Here is a 10,017-nt window from a genome sequence, read left to right as displayed (position 1 = left end):
CGTGTAAAGAATGTTCATACCCTTTGTGTTGTTGGTGAGATCTATGCAGCAAACAAGCGGTATGACGACAGCAGGGAGATTTTCCTTCTGGCTTATCACAGAGCTCCTATTGGCAGAAATATTTTGTATCGATTAATCGAAGTATCCCTCAAGATGAAGGATATTGATGAGGCAATGGAATATTATGATGAATTCTTGGAAGTTGCCCCTAATGACAGTACACAGTATGTATTAAAATATAAAATCCGCAAAGCAGAACAGGCTCCGCTCGAAGAGCAGATCAGAATTCTCGAGGATTACAAAGAGAAAGAATTCACAGAGAGATGGTCATACGAGCTGGCTAAATTATATTATCAGAATGGAGATACCAAGAAATGCCTGGATCTCTGTGATGAAATGGTTCTCTGGTTCAGTGATGGCAAGTATGTCATGAAAGCCCTGGATCTTAAGAGTCGTATGGGAATGCTGAGTGGTAAAGAAAAAGAAAAATACGATAAACAGTTTATTCCGAATCTCAAGACAGTGGAGGATTCCGCTGAGAATAAAGAAGAGGTTCAGGATGGAGAAGCGAAAGAACCACGGGCAGAAGCAGCACCGGCAGCAGATGATGATGCACCTGTGATCGACAGCGTAGATATTGATGAGCGTGATGTTAATGGAGCAGAAAGCCTTCAGGAAAAAATCTCCAAGGGAATCCGCGATATCTTTACAGGAAAGAAAAAAGAATCCGAAGAGGAATTTATGAAGGAAGAGGAGGAAGCACCTGCTGAGGAGGTTCCGGAAGAAATGATCAAGGATATTTCTTCAGAAGCAGAACCGACAAATGTACCGGAACTTGAACCGGAAGATGCAGTGATCCCGCCTCCGGCAACACCTGGAACTTCTATTTTCAGCACGATCGAGGAGAAGATAGAAGAAGTTACAAATCAGGAGATCAAGGATGAACAGGAAGAGACACCGGAAGAAGTAACTGAGGAAGTCAGTGAAGAAGAACTTCCGGATGTAGTGATCGAATCTGAGGAAACAGATGCTGAAGAAGCAGAGGAGCTTCCGGAAGCTGAAGAAGAACCGGAAATCGAAGAGGTTGAAATTCCAGAAGAAGTGAAACCGCTGGAGACAGAGGATGACTTTGTTGATTCGGCAGAGGAAGAGGAGACAAAACTTCCTGAACTTGAGATCCCGGAAGCAATGAAGAATGTTGGAATGGAAAATCCATTACATACAGAAATTCCGAAAGCACCGGATATCTGTCTTCCGGGAGCAGAAGATTCTGAGGAGACACCTGATTTTGAATTTAATCTGGAAGATACGATTCTTGCAGCAGCAACTGCACAGGGAATTGAAATTCCGGATGAACCGATAGTGAAAGAAGAACCGGTTCAGGAAGTAAATACTGCAGAAGAGGATGCTGAGGATTATATGTCTGAAGAGGATCTTCGCAGTGCAGAAGAAGAATTCCTGAACGGACCTGTCAAGAAGCAGGATCCGGAAGAAGAAATTTATGATGATCTGGATTCTTATAAGATGGAAGATGACTCTGATGAAGATTTCGGTGAGGAAGACGGCTACGAAGATGAGGATATCAGTGATCTTGAGGAAGAAGAATTCCTTGCAGATCAGTATGAGGATACTGTAAAAGCAGCCAAGACTCCTGAAAAGAAACCAACTCTCAGAAAATCCGGCAGGAAAGAAAAACAGCAGGAACCGGAAGATGACGACATGGAGCAGCTTCTCTATACTGTTGAGCCGAAACGCAAAGCCAGGGATATCATTCCGAGAGAAAAGAAGATGACCGCAGATGAGGAGAAACTCTTTACCTACTTTGCGAAAGTTCCGGGCTTAAGGGAACAGATCGTGGATGCACTTTATGATGCGCAGATCTGTGCTTCTGACAAGACTTCAAAGACAGGAAATATTATTGTGATGGGTGGCCGTGAGACAGGAAAGACAAGACTGATCTCAGGACTGATCCCGGCGATCTGCAAGGAACTGAACCTGGAGGCATCCAAGGTTGCCTATGTATTTGCGGATCAGATCAATGGCAAGAATGTAGCAGAGATTGTTCGTAAGATGTCAGGCGGTTTCCTGGTTATCGAAAACGCCAATCAGCTGGCAAAAGAAACAGTTAATCAGTTGAATAAGGCAATGGAGTTCCGGACTGACGGACTGATCGTGATCATTGAGGATGAAAAGATCGGAATGCGTAAACTGATCGCAAGATTCCCGAAATTTACATCCAAGTTTACATCTATGATCAATATTCCGGTATTTACCAACGATGAACTTGTTAATTTTGCGAAAATCTACACAAGAGAGAACGGATACACCATCGACCAGATGGCAATGCTGTCGCTGTATAACCTGATCAGCACAAGCCAGAAGGAAGATCAGCCGATGAATATCGGTGCGGTCAAGGACATCATTGACAGTGCGATCGCCAAATCAAGAGGAGGTCTTCGTAAACTGATCTCCAAGAAAAAAGTAAATCAGGATGGATACCTGGTACTTTACGAGAAAGATTTTAATTAGTGAGAGGAGAAAATATGGCCAGACCTTATCTTGGAAATCCTAAATATACCATTGAAGTCCTTCAAAAGTACGGTTTTGTATTCCAGAAAAGGTTTGGTCAGAATTTTCTGATCGATACCCATGTTCTGGAGCGTATCATCGAAGCTTCCGAGATCACCAAAGATGATTTTGTACTGGAGATCGGACCGGGAATCGGAACGATGACACAGTATCTTGCAGAGGCAGCAAGAGAAGTAACAGCAGTTGAGATTGACGATGCACTGATTCCGATCCTTAAGGATACACTTAAGGAATGGGACAATGTAACTGTTCTTCACGGAGATATCCTCAAGACAGATATCCGTAAGATCGCAGATGAGAAGAATCAGGGGCGTCCGATCAAGGTCGTTGCAAATCTGCCATATTACATTACGACACCGATCATTATGGGCTTATTCGAAAGCCATGTTCCAGTAGATTCGATCACGGTAATGGTACAGAAAGAAGTGGCAGACAGAATGCAGACAGGTCCTGGTTCCAAGGATTACGGGGCACTTTCACTGGCTGTACAGTATTATGCAGAACCAAAGATCGTTGCAAATGTACCGCCGAATTGCTTTATGCCGCGGCCGAAGGTTGGAAGTGCGGTGATCCGCCTGACGAGACATCAGAATCCGCCGGTAACAACGCTGGATGAGAAATTAATGTTCCGTCTGATTCGTGCATCTTTTAACCAGAGAAGAAAAACTCTGTCAAACAGTCTTAAGAATTCACAGGAACTGCCGTATTCCAAGGAAGAGGTAGAAGCTGCGATCACAGAATGTGGACTTCCGTTGAATATCAGAGGGGAAGCACTGACGCTGGAACAGTTTGCCAGACTGTCAGATACATTTTCGAAATTAAATAAATAAGCAAATAAAAAGCATCCGGTGGCTGGTCGGATGTTTTTTATTATTTATTAAATTTAAAAGGAAGGAGAGTTGATAACCATTTCAGGCTATCAACATATGAAAAAGAAAATTATAAAAATAATGTTGGCTGTATTATTTTTATGGTCTTAGTATAGCCAGAAAATATGATGGAATCGTGTTGAACTTATGAAAAAACAGTGAACAAAGGTCAAAAGTTTTATGAATGACAGCCAGATAAAAAATTTTTACAGCATAGCCGAAAAACTGTGGTATAATGGGCTCGCCTGAGAGAAAAAGCATCGAAACAGGTGTGAAATTCAGGCTGATACATGAGAATGCATGAATTCAGGAGGTAATTACAATGAAAATAAACAAAAAAATCAGTGCACTGGTACTTGCAGGGGCTCTTGCATGTACAACACCGGCGATGGTCTACGCACAGGACAGCTCAGATGTGGTTGACCAGGCCGTAGAGATCCTTCAGGATAACGGAGTGGATGAACTTCTGTCCGATCCGGACAAGGTAGTGGATCTGATCGTTCAGGCTAAGGAAATTCTCGGTCAGGTAGATGTAACAAATGATGAGATCGGCTCAGCTCTTGATGTGGCAGCAGAAAGTGCGGGAATTACACTTTCCGATTCTGAGAAACAGACTCTGATCCAGTTATATGATAAATTCAAGAATACAGATCTGGATGAGGACCAGCTGAGAAGTCAGGTAAATAAGGTTTATAACAAGCTGGATGAGCTTGGGATCACCAAAGAAGATGTCAAAGGAATCATTGGCAAACTGGTCGATTTTGCCAGAAGCATCCTTAACTGACCTCACAGGAAAGACACTAGTACGTTTGTGAAAAACACACAGGATAAAAAATAGAGGAGTCAGAAATTTATAGTATATTTGAATAAAAAAAATGAATATACAGAAATAAAATTGTGCAAATATACGGAAACTTCATTGTTTGTTCATAAAAAGTTCATAATCGACTGTTATTATAAGTACAGTTCGAAGAGAACTTCACTAACAGACGTTGTAATGTTCTTCATTACACATAAATTTTTTCATAATAATCGCCCCGGTAAACCACTGCCGGGGCACTCCTCGTTTATTGAGTCCCTTTTTGGGGACTTTTTTTATTTCCTCCTGCATATAAAATATGCTATAATGAGACTAACTATAGTAAAATGATCAAAAGTATAGACGATATAGATAGATTTTTATACGAGAGGAGAATTGCAGATCATGTCTGAGTCAATGAAAGATTATGAAAAAGAACTGGAAGCTTCCATGAAAACGATCGAGGAAGGTGACATTCTCACAGGAACTGTGATCAGTGTGGATGAAAAAGAAGTGATCCTCGATCTTAAATATTATGCAGAAGGTGTGATCCCGGCAGAGAATTTCAGCAGAGAGCCAGGATTTAACCTCAAAGAAAATGTCCAGGAAGGGGACGAGATTCAGGCTACCGTGATCCGTAAAGATGACGGAAATGGAAATATCCTGCTCTCAAGGGTAGAGGCAGTTGATGTCTTTGCATGGGATAAACTTAAGGGATTAAAGGAATCTGGAGAGGTTCTGGATGTTGTAGTAAAAGGAATCACAAACGCAGGCGTTATCGCTTATGTAGAAGGTGTCAGAGGTTTTATCCCGGCATCCAAACTTGCTCTTGGATATGTTGAGGATACAGAGGCATATCTGAACAAACCGATCCAGGTACAGGTCATCGACGTTGATAAAGAAAGTAAGAAACTGATTCTTTCTGCTAAGGAAATTCTCCGTGAGAAGGCAGAAGAAGAACGCAGAAACAAAGTTTCAAACCTTGAGATCGGGCTTATCACCGAGGGAACAGTAGAGAGCCTTCAGCCATATGGTGCATTTGTAGATCTTGGAAACGGACTTTCCGGTCTGGTGCATATTTCTCAGATCTGCGAGAAGAGGATCAAGAAACCGTCAGAGGTTCTTGCTGTAGGAGACAAGGTCAAAGTCAAAGTCACTGCGATCAAGGACGGAAAGCTCAGTCTCAGCATTAAGGAAGCATCTGATATGATGGCGAAGGAAATCGAAGAAGAAGTTTATGAAGTACCAGATGCAGGAGAAGAGGCAACCACTACACTGGGCTCTCTCTTTGCAAATATCAAACTGGATTGAAAGGACGGCTGGAATGAAAAATCAGGAAAAAATTTTTGTTATAGGACATAAAAATCCGGATACAGATTCTATCTGTTCGGCAATTGCATACTGCGACATCAAAAACAGGACAAGCCAGCACCAGAAATTTATTCCGAAGCGCGCAGGACAGATCAATGAGGAGACAGAGTATGTGCTGAGCCGTTTTGGAGTTCAGCCGCCGGGATATCTGAGTAATATCGGAACCCAGGTCAAGGACATGGATATCCGTATGAGCCCGGATGCAGACAAGGGAATGTCGCTGAAAGCTGCATGGGATATCATGCAGGAGAACAGCATTGTTTCTCTTCCAATCAGAGATAAAGAAGGTGCCCTAGAAGGTCTGATCACGATCGGTGATATTGCGAAGACCTATATGGATACGACTGACAGCTATCTTCTTTCCAGAGCAAGAACACAGTATCAGAAGATCGCAGAGACGATCGACGGAGAAGTGATCGAGGGAAATCCTCATGGATATTTTATCAAGGGAAGAGTTATGGTAGGAACTGCCAACCCGGATAAAATGAAAGAATATATCGAAGAAGATGATATGATCATCATGGGAGACAGAGAAGAGGATCATCTTCAGGCGATTTCCCAGAATGTAAGCTGTATTATCGTGGGACTTGGAATCCAGGTATCAGAGAATGTTATGAAACTCGCACATGAGAAGGATATCATCATTATTTCTTCCCCGTATGATACCTTTACGATCGCGCGACTGATCAACCAGAGTATTCCGGTCAGATATATCATGAAAACAGAAAATCTTGTAACTTTTAATACCGAAGATTTTACAGATGATATACAGGATGTCATGATCAAGCACCGTCATCGTGCATTCCCGGTCATCAACAAGAAGGGCAAATGTATCGGTACCATATCCAGACGTAATTTCCTGGGCATGCACAAGAAGCAGGTAGTTCTTGTAGACCATAATGAGATCGATCAGGCAGTAGATAATATTGAGAAAGCTGACATTCTTGAGATCATTGACCATCATAAACTTGGAACACTGCAGACGGTTCAGCCGATCAGCTTCCGTAACCAGCCGGTGGGATGTACCGGAACGATCATGTATCAGATCTATGGCGAACAGAAACTTGAGATCTCGCCTAAGATCGCAGGACTTCTGTGCGCAGCGATCATTTCAGATACGCTGATGTTCCGTTCACCGACCTGCACACTGCAGGATAAGATGGCAGCAGGAGCACTGGCACTGATCGCAGATATTTCCATTGAGCAGTTTGCGAAGGAAATGTTCCGTGCAGGAAGCAACCTCAAGGATAAATCACCGGAAGAAATCTTTTATCAGGATTACAAGAAATTTATTGCAGAAGGTGATATCTGCTTTGGCGTTGGACAGATCAGTTCTATGGATTCAGAAGAACTCAAAGAGATCAAAGAAAGACTGCTGCCGTTCATGGTAAGCGAATGCGGACGCCATGGTGTCACCAGAGTTTACTTCATGCTGACGGATATTATAACACAGTCAACGGAACTGCTGTTTTATGGAGAGGGAAGCCGTGAAATGGCAGAAAATGCATTTAAGATGGAGCCGGAAAACGATGCATTCTATCTCGAAGGTGTAGTTTCACGTAAGAAACAGCTGATCCCGCCGCTGATGGAAGCAGCACAGATGTCCGGTGATTATGCATAAAACAAAAGCAAAAGACAGACAGGAGGATTTGTAAATCATGGCAAAACAGACCTGGAAAGCAGGGAATATGCTGTATCCGCTCCCGGCGGTTATGGTGAGCGTTACAGATGGCAAAGGACAGGATGATATTATAACAGTAGCCTGGACAGGTACGATCTGCACAAATCCTCCAATGGTTTATATTTCTGTTCGTCCGAGCCGTTTTTCCCATCATATGCTGATGGAAACGGGAGAATTTGTAATCAATCTGACGACAGAGAAACTTACCAGAGCTACGGATTACTGTGGTGTCCGCTCTGGCAGAGACGTTGATAAATTCAAAGAAACAGGACTTACAAGAGAAAAGGCAGAATTTGTCAAAGCACCTATGATCAAAGAATCTCCGGTATCTATAGAATGCCGTGTTACAGAAGTTAAGAAACTGGGATCTCATGATATGTTTCTTGCGGAAGTACTTGCAGTACATGCGGATGAGGAGTATATGGACGAAAACAACCGCTTTGATCTTAACCGTGCACGTCCGATAGTATATTCTCATGGAGAATATCTTGGTATCGGAAAGAAACTGGGCACATTTGGCTACAGTGTCAAAAAACGGAGAAAAAGTGCGAAAAAATGAGCCTTCCCAAAGAGGGATTGCAGAAAAAGGGCATTTATGTTAAAATGGGCGTTAAGCAATTTGTGAGAAATCAAACAGGAGAACGGACATTTTATGAATAATATAACATTGATAGGAATGCCTGGAGTCGGCAAAAGCACAATAGGCGTTGTACTGGCAAAGGTATTAGGCTATCAGTTCCTTGATTCGGATCTTCTGATCCAGAAACAGGAAAGAAGACGTCTGCGTGAGATCATTGAAGAAGAAGGATACATGGGATTCAAGGAAATTGAGAACCGTGTCAATGCGTCTATTGATGTAAACCATACTGTGATCGCGACAGGCGGAAGCGTAGTGTACTGTGAAGAGGCTATGAATCATCTGAGGTCGATTGGAACAGTTGTATATTTGAAATTATCTTTAGATTCCCTTGCAAAGCGTCTGGGTAATCTGCAGTGCAGAGGCGTACTGTTAAAGGATGGCCAGACATTAAAAGATCTGTACGAGGAACGTACTCCATTATATGAGAAATATGCAGATGTTGTTCTGGACGAAGAAGGGAAAGATTTGGAAGAAAGTCTGCACGATCTTTTGGAAATACTAGAAGAGAATTCAAAGTAACTATTGTTGAAAAGACAATGAAGCGGAAGGGGACAGAGTAAATTTTTATTTACAAATGGCAAATCTGTGTTATAATACAGACTTTGAGGATGAGATTTATCTCTGGCATTCGCTTCGACTTGCGGAGTGAAAATAATTATAGAGGTGCTTTATGGAACAGTATGTAATTAAAGGTGGCAATCCGTTAGTAGGAGAAGTTGAGATCGGTGGTGCGAAGAACGCTGCTCTTGCTATTCTTTCTGCTGCGATCATGACGGATGAAACCATTCTTATTGAGAATCTGCCTGACGTAAGAGACATCAATGTTTTGTTGGAAGCAATTGCCGGGATAGGAGCTCAGGTTGAGCGAATTGACAGGTCTACCGTTAAGATTAACGGATCTACAATTAACGATATCAGTGTAGATTATGAATATATTAAGAAAATCCGTGCGTCATATTATCTTCTTGGCGCATTACTTGGCAAATACAAACACGCTGAGGTTCCGCTTCCGGGCGGATGTAACATCGGAAGCAGACCAATCGATCAGCATCTGAAGGGATTTCGTGCATTAGGTGCAGATGTGAACATCCTTCATGGTGCGATCGTTGCAGAGACAGAGAACCTTCATGGAAGCCATATTTTCCTTGATGTTGTATCTGTAGGTGCGACGATCAACATTATGATGGCAGCTTCTATGGCATCTGGCCGTACTACGATCGAGAATGCAGCGAGAGAGCCGCATGTTGTAGACGTTGCGAACTTCCTGAACAGTATGGGAGCCAACATCAAGGGTGCGGGAACTGATGTTATCCGTATCAAGGGTGTTGAGAAACTTCATCGTACAGAGTATTCTATCATTCCGGACCAGATCGAGGCAGGAACTTTTATGTTTGCTGCTGCCGCAACTGGCGGGGATGTTACAGTTAAGAATGTTATCCCGAAACATCTTGAGGCAACAACTGCCAAACTTGAAGAGATCGGATGTGAGGTTGAAGAATTTGATGATGCAGTACGTGTACGTGCAGGCAAGAGACTTCACCGCACTCATGTCAAGACTCTTCCATATCCGGGATATCCGACAGATATGCAGCCGCAGATCGCTGTTACACTTGCCCTTGCAGAAGGAACCAGTATCGTAACAGAGAGTATCTTTGAAAACCGTTTCAAATATGCGGACGAGCTTTCCAGAATGGGAGCGAATATTAAAGTTGAGGGAAATTCTGCTATTATTGATGGTGTACGCAAGCTTACAGGCGCAAGAGTCAGTGCACCGGATCTCCGTGCAGGAGCGGCTCTGGTAATTGCAGGTCTGGCAGCGGATGGAATCACAGTAGTAGATGATATTGTTTATATCCAGAGAGGATATGAGAATTTCGAAGAGAAACTGAGAAGTCTCGGCGCAGAGATCGAGAGAGTTTCCAGTGAGAAAGAAATCCAGAAATTCCGTCTTCGCGTAGGTTGATAAAATTTGTCATCCGAGATACTTGACAAGTATATAAAATAAGTTTATTGTATGTACTGCGATAACTTCATAAACGGCCTTTTATTCAGAGTGGTGGAGATACAA

At 42.7% G+C, this 10,017-nt stretch carries 8 protein-coding genes; all 8 read left to right on the top strand.

The genetic code is table 11. The features are described from left to right. On the top strand, nucleotides 1-2,529 hold a 2,529-nt coding region (locus QZL69_RS00705), incomplete at its 5' end, for a hypothetical protein (protein ID WP_291517623.1). Nucleotides 2,530-2,543: 14 nt separating this feature from the next. Further along, complete coding sequence (gene rsmA / locus QZL69_RS00700; protein WP_022213316.1) at nucleotides 2,544-3,419, top strand: 16S rRNA (adenine(1518)-N(6)/adenine(1519)-N(6))-dimethyltransferase RsmA; 876 nt, start codon at nucleotides 2,544-2,546, stop codon at nucleotides 3,417-3,419. A gap of 361 nt (nucleotides 3,420-3,780) precedes the next feature. After that, a complete protein-coding gene (locus QZL69_RS00695) occupies nucleotides 3,781-4,242 on the top strand; it encodes a DUF1002 domain-containing protein (protein ID WP_022213315.1) in 462 nt (153 codons plus the stop codon). A gap of 420 nt (nucleotides 4,243-4,662) precedes the next feature. Beyond that, the gene (locus tag QZL69_RS00690; protein WP_022213314.1) at nucleotides 4,663-5,568 is read left to right on the top strand and encodes a S1 RNA-binding domain-containing protein; all 906 of its coding nucleotides are present in this window, start codon (nucleotides 4,663-4,665) and stop codon (nucleotides 5,566-5,568) included. A 13-nt stretch (nucleotides 5,569-5,581) separates the two neighbouring features. Continuing rightward, the gene (locus QZL69_RS00685) at nucleotides 5,582-7,249 is read left to right on the top strand and encodes a putative manganese-dependent inorganic diphosphatase (protein WP_022213313.1); all 1,668 of its coding nucleotides are present in this window, start codon (nucleotides 5,582-5,584) and stop codon (nucleotides 7,247-7,249) included. A 37-nt stretch (nucleotides 7,250-7,286) separates the two neighbouring features. After that, nucleotides 7,287-7,868, top strand: a complete 582-nt coding sequence (locus QZL69_RS00680; protein ID WP_022213312.1) for a flavin reductase family protein — start codon at nucleotides 7,287-7,289, stop codon at nucleotides 7,866-7,868. 93 nt (nucleotides 7,869-7,961) lie between these two features. Then, nucleotides 7,962-8,468 carry a shikimate kinase gene (locus tag QZL69_RS00675; protein WP_022213310.1) on the top strand — a complete coding sequence of 169 codons (507 nt, stop codon included), beginning with the start codon at nucleotides 7,962-7,964 and terminating at the stop codon, nucleotides 8,466-8,468. A 151-nt stretch (nucleotides 8,469-8,619) separates the two neighbouring features. Continuing rightward, nucleotides 8,620-9,912, top strand: coding sequence for a UDP-N-acetylglucosamine 1-carboxyvinyltransferase (locus QZL69_RS00670; RefSeq protein ID WP_022213309.1), 1,293 nt, complete (start codon nucleotides 8,620-8,622; stop codon nucleotides 9,910-9,912). Nucleotides 9,913-10,017: the final 105 nt, after the last annotated feature.

It is taken from the genome of Blautia sp. CAG:237 (genome assembly GCF_000436615.1).
GTDB lineage: Bacteria > Bacillota > Clostridia > Lachnospirales > Lachnospiraceae > Blautia_A > Blautia_A intestinihominis.
The sequence above is the reverse complement of the archived record's forward strand: the minus strand, read 5'-3'. Positions and strand labels throughout refer to the sequence as shown.